The organism is Rhodobacter viridis (genome assembly GCF_003217355.1).
GTDB lineage: Bacteria > Pseudomonadota > Alphaproteobacteria > Rhodobacterales > Rhodobacteraceae > Rhodobacter > Rhodobacter viridis.
Genome location: NZ_QJTK01000001.1, coordinates 210,789 through 224,806 on the forward strand (window position 1 = coordinate 210,789; position 14,018 = coordinate 224,806).

At 65.6% G+C, this 14,018-nt stretch carries 12 protein-coding genes; 3 read left to right on the forward strand and 9 right to left on the reverse strand.

Annotated features, from left to right (window positions below):
- Positions 1 to 97 precede the first annotated feature (97 nt).
- Complete coding sequence (gene lpdA, locus C8J30_RS01000) at positions 98 to 1,492, forward strand: dihydrolipoyl dehydrogenase (RefSeq protein ID WP_110803870.1); 1,395 nt, start codon at positions 98 to 100, stop codon at positions 1,490 to 1,492.
- A 27-nt stretch (positions 1,493 to 1,519) separates the two neighbouring features.
- On the opposite strand, the gene C8J30_RS01005 is transcribed toward lpdA, so the two are convergent.
- Positions 1,520 to 1,897 (reverse strand): rhodanese-like domain-containing protein, encoded by a 378-nt coding sequence (locus C8J30_RS01005; RefSeq protein ID WP_110804263.1) that lies wholly within the window; start codon positions 1,895 to 1,897, stop codon positions 1,520 to 1,522.
- A 230-nt stretch (positions 1,898 to 2,127) separates the two neighbouring features.
- On the opposite strand from C8J30_RS01005, the gene uvrA reads away from it, so the two are divergent.
- A complete protein-coding gene (gene uvrA / locus C8J30_RS01010) occupies positions 2,128 to 5,001 on the forward strand; it encodes an excinuclease ABC subunit UvrA (RefSeq protein ID WP_110803871.1) in 2,874 nt (957 codons plus the stop codon).
- Positions 5,002 to 5,023: 22 nt separating this feature from the next.
- Here the strand turns inward: uvrA and C8J30_RS01015 are convergent, their stop codons facing one another.
- Positions 5,024 to 6,928, reverse strand: coding sequence for a calcium-binding protein (locus tag C8J30_RS01015; protein ID WP_110803872.1), 1,905 nt, complete (start codon positions 6,926 to 6,928; stop codon positions 5,024 to 5,026).
- A 165-nt stretch (positions 6,929 to 7,093) separates the two neighbouring features.
- Here C8J30_RS01015 and C8J30_RS01020 point away from each other — a divergent pair, with 165 nt between their 5' ends.
- Positions 7,094 to 7,708 (forward strand): class I SAM-dependent methyltransferase, encoded by a 615-nt coding sequence (locus tag C8J30_RS01020; RefSeq protein ID WP_110804264.1) that lies wholly within the window; start codon positions 7,094 to 7,096, stop codon positions 7,706 to 7,708.
- Between the two features lie 2 nt (positions 7,709 to 7,710).
- On the opposite strand, the gene C8J30_RS01025 is transcribed toward C8J30_RS01020, so the two are convergent.
- The 7 genes from C8J30_RS01025 to C8J30_RS01055 all read right to left on the reverse strand — a co-directional run bounded on the left by C8J30_RS01025 (position 7,711) and on the right by C8J30_RS01055 (position 13,918).
- A complete protein-coding gene (locus C8J30_RS01025) occupies positions 7,711 to 8,058 on the reverse strand; it encodes a hypothetical protein (protein ID WP_110803873.1) in 348 nt (115 codons plus the stop codon).
- A gap of 69 nt (positions 8,059 to 8,127) precedes the next feature.
- Complete coding sequence (locus C8J30_RS01030; RefSeq protein WP_110803874.1) at positions 8,128 to 8,328, reverse strand: YgaP family membrane protein; 201 nt, start codon at positions 8,326 to 8,328, stop codon at positions 8,128 to 8,130.
- Positions 8,329 to 8,406: 78 nt separating this feature from the next.
- On the reverse strand, positions 8,407 to 9,063 hold the full coding sequence (locus tag C8J30_RS01035; RefSeq protein WP_110803875.1) for a Crp/Fnr family transcriptional regulator: 657 nt from the start codon (positions 9,061 to 9,063) through the stop codon (positions 8,407 to 8,409).
- A gap of 49 nt (positions 9,064 to 9,112) precedes the next feature.
- Positions 9,113 to 9,985, reverse strand: a complete 873-nt coding sequence (mmsB, locus tag C8J30_RS01040) for a 3-hydroxyisobutyrate dehydrogenase (protein ID WP_110803876.1) — start codon at positions 9,983 to 9,985, stop codon at positions 9,113 to 9,115.
- A 30-nt stretch (positions 9,986 to 10,015) separates the two neighbouring features.
- Complete coding sequence (locus tag C8J30_RS01045; protein WP_110803877.1) at positions 10,016 to 11,056, reverse strand: enoyl-CoA hydratase/isomerase family protein; 1,041 nt, start codon at positions 11,054 to 11,056, stop codon at positions 10,016 to 10,018.
- Complete coding sequence (locus C8J30_RS01050; protein ID WP_110803878.1) at positions 11,053 to 12,201, reverse strand: acyl-CoA dehydrogenase family protein; 1,149 nt, start codon at positions 12,199 to 12,201, stop codon at positions 11,053 to 11,055. The genes C8J30_RS01045 and C8J30_RS01050 overlap by 4 nt, the downstream gene beginning before the upstream one ends.
- 217 nt (positions 12,202 to 12,418) lie before the next feature.
- Positions 12,419 to 13,918 (reverse strand): CoA-acylating methylmalonate-semialdehyde dehydrogenase, encoded by a 1,500-nt coding sequence (locus tag C8J30_RS01055; protein WP_110803879.1) that lies wholly within the window; start codon positions 13,916 to 13,918, stop codon positions 12,419 to 12,421.
- Positions 13,919 to 14,018: the final 100 nt, after the last annotated feature.

The following is a 14,018-nucleotide window of genomic DNA, read 5'->3' on the forward strand; positions in this document are numbered from 1 at the left end:
CGCCCTTTTCGGGGCGCGTTTTCCATTTCGGGGTGCGGCTTCTTGAAGCGGCTGCGAAAATAGTTTAATGCCAAACCATCTTGAGATGGAGGGACGGATGGCCGCCAAGAGCTTCGACATGATCGTGATCGGTGCGGGACCGGGGGGCTATGTCGCCGCGATCCGCGGCGCGCAGCTGGGGCTTTCGGTGGCCGTGGTCGAGCGCGAGCATCTGGGCGGCATCTGTCTGAACTGGGGCTGCATCCCGACGAAGGCGCTTCTGCGCTCGGCCGAGGTGTTCCACCTGATGCATCGCGCCAAGGACTTCGGTCTGAAGGCCGAGGGGCTGGGCTATGATCTTGATGCCGTAGTGGCGCGGTCGCGGGCGGTGGCGAAGCAGCTCTCGGGCGGCATCGGGCATCTTTTGAAAAAGAACAAGGTCACCGTGCTGATGGGCGAGGCGAGCCTGCCGCGCGCCGGTGTGGTGGCGGTGAAATCCGCCGCGGGGGTCGAGGAAATCACCGGCAAGGCGATCGTTCTGGCCACCGGCGCCCGGGCGCGGACCCTGCCGGGGCTCGAGGCGGATGGCGATCTGGTCTGGACCTACAAGCATGCGCTGGTGCCCAAGCGGATGCCGAAGAAGCTGCTGGTGATCGGCTCGGGCGCGATCGGGATCGAATTTGCCTCCTTCTTCAACACGTTGGGCGCCGATACCACGGTGGTCGAGGTGATGGACCGCGTGCTGCCCGTTGAAGATGCGGAGATTTCGGCTTTCGCGAAGAAGCAATTCGTCAAACAGGGGATGAAGATCCTGGAAAAGACGACGGTGGTGAAGCTCGACCGCAGCCCGGGCAAGGTCGTCGCGCATCTGCAGGATGCCAAGGGCACCACGACCGCCGAGTTCGACACGGTGATTTCGGCCGTCGGCATCGTCGGCAATGTCGAGGGGCTGGGGCTGGAGGCGCTTGGCGTGAAGATCGACCGGACCCATGTGGTCGTCGATGAATTCTGCCGCACCGGCGTGCCGGGGCTTTACGCCATCGGCGACATCGCCGGGGCGCCGTGGCTGGCGCACAAGGCCAGCCATGAAGGCGTGATGGTGGCCGAGCTGATCGCGGGCAAGCATGCCCATCCGATCAAGCCGGGCACGATCGCGGGCTGCACCTATTGCACGCCGCAGGTGGCCTCGGTCGGCATGACCGAGGAAAAGGCGAAAGCCGCGGGTTACGAGGTCAAGGTCGGCCGCTTCCCCTTCATCGGCAACGGCAAGGCGATTGCATTGGGCGAGCCCGAGGGGATGGTGAAAACCGTCTTTGACGCGAAGACCGGGGAGTTGCTTGGCGCGCATATGGTCGGCGCCGAGGTGACCGAGATGATCCAGGGCTATGTGATCGGCCGCACGCTGGAAACCACCGAGGAAGACCTGATGCACACCGTCTTCCCGCATCCGACGCTGAGCGAGATGATGCATGAAGCGGTGCTCGACGCCTATGGGCGCGCGCTGCACATGTGACAGAGCGGGGGCGCCGCCCCCTGCCGCTCAGACCCGCACCACCGCGCCGCCGCCCGACACCCAGTCGCCGAAGCCGCCGAGGTTGTAGACCTCCTTGTAGCCCATCTCGACGAGCATCTGCGCCGCGCCCGCGCTGCGCCCGCCCGCGGCACAAAACAGCACGACGGGTTTTTCAAGCGACAGCTCCTTCAGGCATTCCGGGCTCGACGGGTCGCATTTCATTTTCACCGTGGCCAGCGGCACATGCAGCGCCCCCTTGGCCGTGCCCGAGGCGCGCAGTTCCATCCCGTCGCGCACGTCGATCAGCACCACGTCGCCCTTGGCCGCTTTCGCCACCGCATCGGCGGGCGCGATCCGTTGCACGTGGGCGCCACCCGACACGGCAGACCGCAGGAAGTTGAACATCGAAAACTCCTTCTCCATGCGCCCCGACCGGCGCCTTGATGCTGTTCATGCGGCCAAACCGCCGCGGCTTTCAAGCTATTTCATATTATACATGCGAAGATTTGCATGCAATGCCCGCCGTTGTCCTATTTCCGGGCACGGCAGGGAAAAGTTCTCGTTACGTTCGCAATTTCTCGTTGGAGACTCGGGCGCAAGCCCCTATCTATGGGGCCTGACATCTGGGGGCGGGCATGGCCGAGCAAAAGTTCATCGAAGTGCGCGGGGCGCGCGAGCATAACCTCAAGGGTGTCGATCTCGACATTCCCCGCGATGCGCTGACGGTGATCACCGGGCTGTCCGGCTCGGGCAAGTCCTCGCTCGCCTTCGACACGATCTATGCCGAGGGGCAGCGCCGCTATGTCGAAAGCCTGTCGGCCTATGCGCGGCAGTTTCTCGATCAGATGGGCAAGCCCGATGTCGATCACATCTCGGGGCTGAGCCCCGCGATTTCGATCGAGCAGAAGACGACCTCGAAGAACCCGCGCTCGACCGTTGGCACGGTGACCGAGATCTACGACTATCTGCGTCTGCTGTTCGCCCGCGCGGGCACGCCCTATTCGCCCGCCACCGGCCTGCCGATCGAGGCGATGCAGGTGCAGGACATGGTGGACCGTGTCATGGCGATGGAGGAGGGGGCGCGGGGCTATCTGCTGGCCCCGGTCATTCGCGACCGCAAGGGCGAATATCGCAAGGAATTCGCCGAATGGCGCAAGGCGGGCTTTCAGCGGGTGAAGGTGAACGGGGCGTTTTACGACCTTGAAGACCCGCCGGTGCTCGACAAGAAATTTCGCCACAACATCGATGTGGTGGTGGACCGGATCGTCGTTCGCGCGGGGCTGGAGACGCGGCTGGCCGACAGTTTCCGCACGGCGCTCGATCTGGCCGATGGCATCGCGCTTTGGGAAGATGCGCTCTCAACCGAAGAAACCGAGGCGGGCAAGGAAGCCGGACGGATCACCTTCTCGGAAAAATTCGCCTGTCCGGTCAGCGGCTTCACCATTGCCGAGATCGAGCCGCGGCTGTTTTCCTTCAACGCGCCCTTTGGCGCCTGTCCGGTCTGCGACGGGCTGGGGGTGGAGCTGTTCTTCGACGAGCGGCTGGTGGTGCCCGATACCTCGCTGACGCTGGCGGCGGGGGCCTTGGCGCCCTGGTCGAAGTCGAAAAGCCCCTATTTCACCCAGACCATCGACGCGCTGTCGAAGCACTATGGGTTCGACAAGCGCAAGCAATGGAAGGATCTGGCCCCCGAGGTGCAGCGGCTTTTCCTTTATGGCTCCGGCAAGGACGAGATCAAGTTCCGCTTCGACGAGGGTGGGCGGGTCTATGAGGTCGCGCGCAGCTTCGAGGGCATCATTCCGAACATGGAACGGCGCTACCGCGAGACCGACTCTGCCTGGTCGCGCGAGGAGATGGAGCGGTATCAGAACAACCGCCCCTGCGGGGTCTGCGGCGGCTACCGGCTCAAGCCCGAGGCGCTGGCGGTGAAGATCGGCGGGCTGCACATCGGGCAGGTCGTGGAAATGTCGATCAAGGAAGCCTATGCGAAGATCGAGGAAGTCCCCGAGCATCTGAGCAGGCAGAAGAACGAGATCGCCCGCCCGATCCTGAAGGAAATCCGCGAGCGGCTGGGCTTCCTGATCAATGTGGGGCTGGATTACCTGACGCTGAGCCGCGCGGCGGGAACGCTTTCGGGGGGCGAAAGCCAGCGGATCCGGCTGGCGAGCCAGATCGGCTCGGGGCTGACCGGGGTGCTTTATGTGCTTGATGAACCGAGCATCGGGCTGCATCAGCGCGACAACGACCGGCTGCTGCAAACGCTGAAGAACCTGCGCGATCAGGGCAATACGGTGCTCGTGGTCGAGCATGACGAAGACGCGATCCGCCACGCGGATTACGTCTTCGACATCGGTCCGGGGGCGGGGGTGCATGGCGGGCAGGTGGTGGCGCAGGGCACGCCCGCCGAGATTGCCGCTGATCCGGCGAGCCTCACCGGGCAATATCTGGCGGGCACGCGGCGTATCGAAGTGCCCGTGCAACGGCGCGAGGGCAATGGCAAGAAGCTCAAGATTTCAAAGGCCTGCGGCAATAACCTGAAGGATGTGACGGCCGAGTTCCCCCTGGGCAAGTTCGTCTGCGTGACGGGCGTTTCGGGCGGCGGCAAATCCACGCTGACGATCGAGACGCTGTACAAGACCGCGGCGATGCGGCTGAATGGGGCGCGGGAAACGCCTGCACCTTGTGACAGCATCAAGGGGTTCGAGCATCTCGACAAGGTCATCGACATCGACCAGCGGCCGATCGGGCGCACGCCGCGCTCGAACCCCGCGACCTACACAGGCGCCTTCACCCCCATTCGCGACTGGTTCGCGGGCCTGCCCGAGGCGCAGGCGCGCGGCTACAAGCCGGGGCGGTTCAGCTTCAACGTCAAGGGCGGGCGCTGCGAGGCCTGTCAGGGCGATGGCGTGATCAAGATCGAGATGCACTTCCTGCCCGATGTCTACGTCACCTGCGAAACCTGCAAGGGCCACCGCTACAATCGCGAGACGCTGGAGATCAAGTTCAAGGACAAGAGCATCGCCGATGTCCTTGAAATGACGGTGGAAGACGCGCAGGAGTTCTTCAAGGCCGTGCCCTCGATCCGCGAAAAGATGGATGCGCTGGTCGAGGTGGGGCTGGGCTATATCAAGGTCGGGCAGCAGGCGACGACGCTGTCTGGCGGCGAGGCGCAGCGGGTGAAGCTGTCGAAGGAACTGGCGCGGCGGGCCACCGGACGGACGCTTTACATCCTTGATGAACCGACCACGGGGCTGCATTTCGAGGATGTGCGCAAGCTTCTGGAAGTGCTGCATTCGCTGGTCGATCAGGGCAATACCGTCGTGGTGATCGAACACAATCTGGATGTGATCAAGACCGCCGACTGGATCATCGACATCGGGCCGGAGGGCGGCGATGGCGGCGGCCGGATCGTCGCCGAGGGCACGCCGGAGAAGGTGGCCGCCAATCCGGCCAGCCATACCGGGCGCTATCTGGCGCCGATGCTGGGGATGAAGGTGGCCGCGGAGTAACCCGCGGCCAGCGCGTGCGAAGTCAGAGCAGATCGGCCATGGCCAGGGAGCCATCCGCGAAGCGGAGGAATTCGGCCTCGTAGATCGTATCGGTGCCGTCGCTGGCGGTGCCGCGGGCATGGACGACTTCGATGTAAGAGCCGTGCGAGATCAGGTCGTATTCGGCGCTCATGCCCGAAAAGATCACCGTGTCGGTGCCCGCGGAGCCGCTGATCATGTCATTGCCCGCGCCGCCGGTCAGCAGGTCGTCGCCGCGCCCGGAAAAGATGCCATCGTCCCCGCCACCGCCGGAGATGGTGACGCCGTGATCCGAGTCGAACAGGAATTGGTCCGCCTGCGCGCTGCCCACCAGCGCAAGGCTGCGCCCGAAATCGAAAAAGACCATGCTGATCCCGGCGCCCTGCAGGTCGTGGCAATCAATGCTGCTGACGCCGTCAAGATAGCCGAGCGAGGTCGTCGTGCCTGCGGCGTCATTGTCCGACAGTCCGCAAATGCCGGGGTCGCAATAGAGGCTGACGAGCCCCTCCGTGCGCGCCGCGGCGCCGCTGATGACGAGGATGGAGCCCTCCTGCGTCGCCTTGAACGCGTTGGTCGCTTCCGTCAGCGCCATCACCCCGTCGCGGAATTCAAGGAATTCGACATCCGTCAGCACGTCGACCCCGCCGCCTCCGCCATGCGACACATCTTCGACGCGCCAGGTCGACCCGTCTTGCGTGACGAGGTAATCGGCCCGGTTCCCCGCGAAGACCACGGTATCGGCGCCCTGGTCGCCAAAGATGCTGTCGTTGCCCTTCTGCCCGCTCAACCGGTCATCGCCGTGGCCGCCGCGCAGGAAGTCATCGCCGCTCCCGCCCAGAAGCGTGTCATTGCCGCGACCGGCGATGATGACGTCATTGCCGCCAAGCCCCTGCACGCGCCGTGTGCCCGCGCCCCGGTCCACGTTGATGTAATCCGCCTGTTCGGTGGCGGTGACAGAACTGGTTCCGGGCAGATACCAGCGCAGGTAGAGACCGGTCTCGAGCCCGCTCGCATCAAGGCGGTTCACCTGCGACAGATCCCCGTCGATCGGCAGGCCGACATGGCCGAGGTTGTTTTCGTAGATGCGGATCCCGCCCAGCATGGTCGCATTCATTGTGACCGGGTTTTCCGCAACGAAGGGCGTCCCGGCAAGGATCAGCGTGCCACCTGTCACCGCCGCCTGCAGGGCGCTCGCGGCGTGGGGCAGGGCGATGGTCTGGTCACTGAACTGCAGCATTTCGACGTTGCCGATTGTGTCCTGCCCGTCCGCATGGCCCGCGCGCAGATCGGTGATCACGTAATCGCCCGCGACGATGCTGATCCGGTACTCCGACCGGGCCCCGGTGAGCAGCAGCATATCCCGGCCGCCGCCGCCGAGGATCAGATCGTCGCCGCCGCGCCCCGCGAGGGTGTCGTCCCCCGCATTGCCCCGCAACGTGTCATTGCCCGCGCCGCCGATGAGCACATCGGCCATCTTGTCGCCCGCAAGAAGGTCATCGCCCGCGCCACCGCGGAGGGTGACGGCGCCGCCAAAGGACATCAGGCTGTCATTCGCCGCGGTGCCGATCGCCGCGATCGACCCGCCTTCGATGTCGAAGGTGAAGTCGACCCCGGCACCGGTCACCGCGCTGAGGTCGATCCGCCGCATCCCGCTCAGATCGGAGGGCAGGGCGATGGCGCTGCCGTCGGTATCCTCGGCCGTGGTGCCGAGGCCCGAGACAGTCACATAGAACGCATAGCTGCCATTGCCGGTATCGGGGGCCGCCGTCCCGCTCAGGCGCAGCGTGGGACCCGCAAGCGTTGCCACCAGATCGGTCTGGGCCACGGCGTCAAGGTAGGAGGCCGCGGTGCGAAGGCTGTGGAAATCGGGCGAAAACACGCCCCTGCGGGCGGGATCGGAAAAGCTCATCGGAAAGTCCTGCTCTTGGGATGGTCAGTTGTTGTCTATATTTTGGTCCCCATCTTTCCTGCTCACGTGCGCTTGGCAAGCCGGGCGCTTGGCGCGACCATCCGGGGCCTTGTCGCTGTGGTTGTGGTGCATCATCTTGGGGCGGGTGACGGGCGCGGAGGCCACATGACCGACAAGATCGATTTCTGGAACCGGGTGGCCGGGCGCTATGCCGCGCGGCCCGTCCGCGATACCGCCGCTTACGAGGCGATGCTGGCCGAGATCGCGGCGCGGCTGCACCCCGGGGATCGCGTGCTCGAGATCGGCGCGGGCACCGGCTCGACCGCGCTGCGGCTTGGGCCGAGCGTGGCGCTGTGGCTTGCCACCGACCTCTCGCCCGAGATGCACCGGATCGCCTGCGCCAAGCCCGGCTCCGACCGGGTGCAGTTCCGGCTGGCTGCGGCCGAGACCTGCCATGCCGAGGCGCCCTTCGATGCGATCTGCGCCTTTCACATCCTGCATCTGGTGCCCGATGCCGGGGCGACACTTCAGGCGCTTTTCGCGCAGCTGAAACCGGGCGGGCTTTTTCTGTCGAAAACCTGGTGTCTGGCCGATCTGCCGTTCTGGATGAAGGCGATCTTGCCGCTTCTGCGGCTGCGCGGCTGGATGCCGCCCGCCCGCGCCCTGAAGGCGCCGGAACTGCGGGCGCTGATCACCGCTGCGGGTTTCGCGATCGAGGGCGAGATGACCTTCGGCAAGGGGCGGCACAGCCGCTACATCGTCGCGCGCAAGCCGGGCTGAACCTAGTTGGTGTGGGCCGGACCGACGACCCCGATCACCCTGCCGGTCTCGGCCGAGACCTTGTAGATGATCCCGTCGCGCAGGTAATAGCGCCAGCGCCCGTCGACCGGGGGCAGGTCGTAGCGATCCAGATCGATCAGCATCGACTGGCTCGCGACCGGGAAGTCATCGCCGAACTGGAACGCAGGCGGGCGGGGGGTCTGCAGCCGCCAGCGATTCCCGAACTTGCAAAACGTGTCTTGGGTCGATTGCATCACCTTGCAAGCCGTCGCGCCGGGCGGCAGCGGCAGATCCGCCGCGAGGGCGGGCAGCGGCAGGGTCAGGCACAGCAGAAGCAGGGGCGCGCGCATGGGACGAATTTAGGCGCAGGCCGCGCAAAAGAAAACCCGCCGCCGCCGGGGCGCGGCGGGTCGATTTGGTCAGCGTTTGCAGGTGTTGATCCCCACCAGCGTGTAAAGCGGGCAGGTGTTCAGAAGTCCGGTCGCCAGCGGCACGACGCCAATGAGGAAAATCCAGTTGTAGGCGCCCTCGCCGCGGGTGAGGACCCCGGCCAGCAGCAAAAGGACCCCGGCGACGATGCGGGCGATCTTGTCGATCCCGCCAACATTGGTCTTGAACATATGTGCTCCCTTCCGGGCCGGGCAGATCCGGCCGATGCGGAAGGGTAACAAAGCCGCGGGGCGCTGTCGGTGACCTCGTCACACAGTCTCGGTCGCGGCGAGCTTCGAGAGTGCGGCGGCATCGCAGAGTTCGACCGCGCCGCGTTCGGTGCGCACCCAGCCGCGGCGGGCAAAGGCATCAAGGCGGCGCGACACCACCTCGCGCGCCGAGCCGATCTGCACCGCGATCTCGGCATGGGTGGCAGCGACGCGCCCGGCCTCGGCCCGCGCCACCAGCCAGCCCGCCAGACGGCTTTCGACCGACTGGAACGAGACCCGCTCCATCAGCCGGATCAGATCCTCCATCCGCACCGCCATCGCGGCAAAGACGAGGCTGCGAAACCCGGCCGAGCTTTCCATCAGTTTCAGAAAGACGGGCCGCGGCACCAGCACAAGGCGGCTTGTCTGCGTGGTGATCGCCTCGCCGCTGTAGCTGGCCTCGCCCAGCAGGCCAAGCGTCGTCTGCACGCAGGTCTGGCCCGGTTCGACCGCGTAAAGCAGCAGCTCGCGGCCGTTCGCCCCGGTCAGAAAGACCTCGATCCGGCCCTCGAGCATCAGAACGAAGCCCTGCACCGCATCGCCGGGACGAAAGAGCACCGTGCCCTTGGGCACCTCGACCGGCCCCAGCGGCGCAAGCGCGGCGCGGGCGGTGTCGTCAAGGCAGGCAAGGGCGGGGGCGGCGTCGATCCATGTCATATGCGCATGTTTAGCGCCGCCGCGCGCCCGCCCGCAAGGGGGCGGACCGTCAGCCGCGCCCGCGTTTCTCGAACCGCGGCAGCATGGCGGAAAAATCCATCCCCTTGCCGTCTTCTTCCTCGACGAAGCGGGCGTAAAGCGCGGCCGCAAGCGCGCCCATCGGCGTGTCGGCATCCGCACCCTCGGCCGCCTGCTGGCTCAGCCGCAGGTCTTTCAGCATCAGTTCGGCCGCGAAACCGGGCTTGTAACCGTTGTCCGCCGGGCTTTTCGGACCGACGCCGGGGGCGGGGCAATAGGCGTTCATCGTCCAGCTGTACCCGGACGAGGTCGAGACGACATCGAACATCTTCGCCCGGTCAAGGCCCAGCTTGTCGGCGAGCGCAAAGGCCTCGCAGGTGGCGATCATGGTGACGCCCAGGATCATGTTGTTGCAGATCTTCGCCGCCTGTCCGGCGCCGGAAGCGCCGCAATGCACCGCCTTCTGGCCCATCACGTCGAAAAGCGGTTTCACCGTGGCGAAAGCCGCATCCGAGCCGCCGACCATGAAGGTGAGCGTGCCCGCCGTCGCCCCGCCGACGCCGCCCGAGACCGGCGCATCAAGCGCGCCCATGCCCGCGGTGGCCGCCTCGGCCGCGACCTGACGGGCGCTTTCGACATCGACGGTCGAGCAATCGCACAGCACCGCGCCCGGGGTCATCGCGCGAAGCGCCTCGTCGGCGACAAGCCGCAGGATCGCGCCATTGGGCAGCATGGTGATGACGACTTCGGCGCCGCGCGCGGCCTCGGCGATCGATTTCGCCTGCGCGACACCTTCGGGGCAAGGCGCGGCCAGATCGAAGCCCATCACCCGGTGCCCCGCTTTCGCCAGATTGGCCGCCATCGGCGCGCCCATGTTCCCAAGTCCGATGAATCCGACTTTCATGTGTCCTCCCAAAGATTTGTGACGCGATGTTCAGGCGTCGAAAGGAATTTCCCAGCCCTTCGGCAGGGGGGCGAGCAACTCGGCCAAAAGCGCTTCGGGCAGGGTGTCGAGCGCGTAGCGCCAGACCGGCTTGCGGTCCTTGTCGATGATCTGCGCCCGCACGCCTTCGAGGAACTCCGCCTTTTCGACCGCGCGCAGGGTGAAGCGGAACTCGTTCGAGAGCGCCTCGCGGATCGTCGGCGTCGCCCGGGTCATCCGCACCAGCCGCAGCGTCGCCTCGGCCGAGAGCGCCGAGACCCGGCGCAAGGTGGTGGCAGTCTCCTGCGCGAAATCGCCGGGCATCCGGTCAAGAGTTCCGACGATTTCGCGCAGGTTCCCCCCGCCAAAGGCCGCGTCGATCTCGGGGCGGAAATCGGCAAGGCGGCCCTTCTGGGCGGGGGTATGGTGTTTCGGCAGACAGGACGGATCGCCGGTCGCGGTGATTTTCGCGATCAGCTCGGGCCAGTCCGCCTCGGGGATGTAAAGATCGGCAAAGCCCGCATCAATCGCATCGGCGGCGTTGATGCGTCCGCCGGTCAGGCCGAGATATTCGCCGACCCGCCCGGGGGCGAGGGCGAGGATCAGCGTGCCGCCGACATCGGGAATGAGGCCGATCCCGGTCTCGGGCATGGCGATTTGCGTCGTGTCGCCGACGATGCGGTGGCTGGCGTGACCGCCGACACCGACGCCGCCGCCCATGACGAAGCCCTGCATGAAGGCGACGATCGGCTTTTCATATTCCTTGATCAGCGCATTCAGCCGATATTCGGCCCGCCAGAACCGCGGCCCGATCTCGAAATCGCCTTCCTTGCCAAGGTGATAGATCGTGGCAATGTCGCCGCCCGCGCAAAAGGCGCGTGGCCCCTCGGCGTCGATGATCACGACCTCGACCGCGGGGTCATGTCGCCAGTCGTCGAGCGCCTTCTCGATCGCCCCGGCCATGTCGTGATCGAGCGCATTGAGCGCTTGCGGGCGGTTGAAGGTGATGCGGCCCGCGCGGCCCTCCTTGCGGGCCAGGATCCAGTCGCTCATCGGTCGCGCTCCGCAATCAGGCTGCGGCCCACGATCAACCGCATGATTTCATTGGTGCCTTCGAGGATCTGATGGACGCGCAGATCGCGCACCAGCTTCTCGATGCCGTAATCGGCCAGATAGCCGTAGCCGCCATGCAGCTGCAGGCATTGGTTGGCCACGTCGAAAGCGGCATCGGTGACGTAAAGCTTTGCCATCGCACAGAATTTCGTCGCATCCGGGCTGGCGTGATCAAGCTTCCACGCCGCCTGCCGCAGGAAGATCCGCGCCGATTGCAGCTTGACCTCCTGCTCGGCGAGCCGGAATTGCAGCGCCTGAAACTGATCGAGCGACTGGCCAAAGGCCTTGCGCTCGCCCATGTAGCGCAGCGTCGCATTCAACGCCGCCTGCGCGCCCCCAAGCGCCGAGGCCGCGATGTTGAGCCGCCCGCCATCGAGCCCCGCCATCGCATAGCTGAACCCCTTGCCCTCGTCGCCGACAAGGTTCTCGGCCGGGATCACGCAATCGTCGAAGTTCACCTGCGCCGTCGGTTGCGCCCGCCAGCCCATCTTGTCCTCGAGCCCGCCGAACGAAAGGCCCTTCGTGCCCGCCGCGACCACCACGGTCGAGATGCCCTTCGGCCCGTCCCCCCCGGTGCGCACCATCGTCAGATAGGCGTCGGAATAGCCGCCGCCCGAGATGAAGGCCTTTGTCCCGTTGATCTTGTAGCCCTCCGGCACGGGTTCGGCCCGGGTGCGCAGGGCTGCGGCGTCCGAGCCCGAGCCGGGTTCGGTCAGGCAATAGGAAAAGATCGTCTCCATCGTGCAGAGCTTCGGCAGGAGCCGGGCTTTCGTCTCGGGCGCGCCGAATTTGTCGATCATGCCGCCGCACATGTTGTGGATCGACAGGAACGACCCCACCGCCGGGCAGGCCATGGCAAGTGCCTCGAAGACGAGCGTCGCATCCAGCCGCGACAGCCCCGAGCCGCCGTAGTCCTCGGAAACATAGATGCCGCCCAGCCCCAGCGCGGCCACCTTGGGCCACAGAGCGCGCGGAATCGTGCCCGCCGCCTCCCAGTCGCGCGCGTGCGGCGCGATCTCTTCCTGCCCGAAGGCGAAGGCCATGTCGAAGATGGCCTGTTGCTCCTCGCTCAGCGCGAAATCCATGCGCCCCTCCCAAAGTGCCTGAATTGAACGTCTGTTTAATTTCGAATCCTTGCACGAGTTTTGCAAGGGAACGGGGAGGGGCGCTGCCCCTCTTGGCCTGCGGCCAATTCACCCCGAGGTATTTCGGGCAAGATGAAACGCGATGTTTCTTCTTGGCGCAAATACGCCTCTGGCCCGAAGGGCAGGCCGCGCCGAAGCGCGGCCCGCTGTCGTTCGATCAGTCGAGCGCCTTGAAGTTCAGCGCCACGCCGTCCTTGATCCCCGAGAACCAGCGCGCGGTGACCGTCTTCGTCTTGGTGTAGAAGCGGAAGGCATCCGGCCCGTATTGGTTCAGATCGCCAAAGGCCGATTTCTTCCAGCCGCCGAAGGTGTAGTAGGACAGCGGCACCGGGATCGGGAAGTTGATGCCGACCATGCCGACATTGACGCGGCTGGCGAAATCGCGCGCGGTGTCGCCGTCGGCGGTGAAGATCGCCGTGCCGTTGCCGTAGTCGTTGTCGATCACCAGCTTCAGCGCGTCTTCATAGGTGTCCTTGCGCACGACGCTCAGCACCGGCCCGAAGATCTCCTGCTTGTAGATCTCCATCTCGGTCGTCACCTCGTCAAAGAGGGTCGGGCCGACGTAATAGCCGTTCTCGTAGCCCTGGATCTTCAGCCCGCGGCCGTCGACGACAAGTTTCGCGCCTTGCTCGACGCCCGAGCCGATCAGCCCTTCGATCCGGTCTTTCGCCTGTTTGGTGATGACCGGCCCGAAATCGACATCGGCGCCGCCGGTGTAGGGACCGACCTTCAGCTTTTCGATCTTCGGAATGAGCCGCGAAACCAGCGCCTCGGCCGTGCCCTGGCCCACCGGCACCGCGACCGAGATCGCCATGCAGCGCTCGCCCGCCGCGCCGTAACCGGCGCCGACCAGCGCATCCGCCGCCTTGTCCATGTCGGCGTCGGGCATGATGATCATGTGGTTCTTGGCGCCGCCGAAGCACTGCGCGCGTTTGCCATTCGCACAGGCGCGGCCATAGATATATTGCGCGATCGGCGTCGAGCCGACGAAGCCCACGGCCTGAATGGTCTCGTTGTCAAGGATCGCATCGACCGCTTCCTTGTCGCCGTTCACCACCTGCAGCACGCCATCGGGCAGGCCCGCTTCCTTGGCGAGTTCCGCCAGACGCAGCGCGGTCGAGGGGCAGCGTTCCGAGGGTTTCAGCACCATCGCGTTCCCGGCCGAGAGCGCCGGGCCCATTTTCCACAGCGGGATCATCGCCGGGAAGTTGAAAGGCGTGATGCCGGCGACGACGCCGAGCGGCTGGCGCATCGAATAGATGTCGATGCCCGGGCCCGCGCCATCGGTGTATTCGCCCTTCAGAAGCGCCGGGGCGCCCATGCAGACCTCGATCACCTCAAGGCCGCGTTGCACGTCGCCGCGGCCATCCGCCAGCACTTTGCCATGCTCGACCGAGACGAGTTCGGCCAGCTCGTCCATATGGGCGTTGATCAGATCGGCGAATTTCATCATCACGCGCGCACGGCGCTGCGGGTTCGTCGCGGCCCAGCCCAGTTGCGCCTTTTCGGCCTCGGCGACGGCGGCGTCGAGTTCCGCCTTGGTCGCCAGCGCCACTTTCGCGCGCACTTCCCCGGTGGCCGGGTTCATCACATCGGTGAAACGGCCCGAGGTGCCCGCAACCATCTTGCCGTTGATCCAGTGTCCGATCTCTTTCATGTCGTCCTCCCTGACAGGTTTGCGGCATTTTACCCTTGCGAAAATGCCGTCAAAAGAGGAAGTCAGGCAAAAGCGTTTTGCAGTATTGCAAAGGGTGCGA